Annotated in this window: 1 protein-coding gene; it reads right to left on the bottom strand. The window is 48.2% G+C overall.

Annotation, left to right across the window (positions count from 1 at the left end; genetic code table 11):
* A partial coding sequence (locus AC1DPK_RS34175) for an Ig-like domain-containing protein (protein ID WP_477513028.1) occupies positions 1 to 683 on the bottom strand: 683 nt, incomplete at both ends.

The raw sequence follows: 683 nt of genomic DNA on the forward strand, positions 1-683 counted from the left end.
TTACGGAAATCACTTGAACAGGGATGGCAGGCTCATTAATTTCAATCGTTTTGGTTCCAAATACGGCACTGCCGTCAGCAGCCGTTGCTTTAACGGTAACTGTACCTGCTGAAACACCCGTCAATACTCCGCTTTTGCTGATTGTTGCTATGCCTGTTCCGTTTTCAACAGACCACTCGATTGATTTTTCCGTTGCATTTGCAGGAGCAACGGTCGCGTCAACGGTTAACGTCTGACCAACCAGCACGCTGGAATCACCTGTTAACGTAATCGAAGCAACAGGGACTTGGACTGCCGTAATCGTAAGAATCGTGCTGCCTACAACTCCGCTTTCATCGGCAGCTGTTGCTTGGACYGTTACTGTRCCTGGATTGCCGGCAGTAAGCTCACCCGTTGTTTTATCAATAACAGCCGTACCTGTTCCATCTATTACGGACCAAGCGACCGCTTTGTTTGTTGCGTTGCTAGGAGCAGCCACAGCATTCATTTGCAGCTTCTTACCTGATTCGATTGTAGTAACTTCACCATCCGCCGTTACGGAAATCACTTGAACAGGGATGGCAGGCTCATTAATTTCAATCGTTTTGGTTCCAAATACGGCACTGCCGTCAGCAGCCGTTGCTTTAACGGTAACTGTACCTGCTGAAACACCCGTCAATACTCCGCTTTTGCTGATTGTTGCT

The organism is Paenibacillus sp. 01T424, from assembly GCF_056398745.1.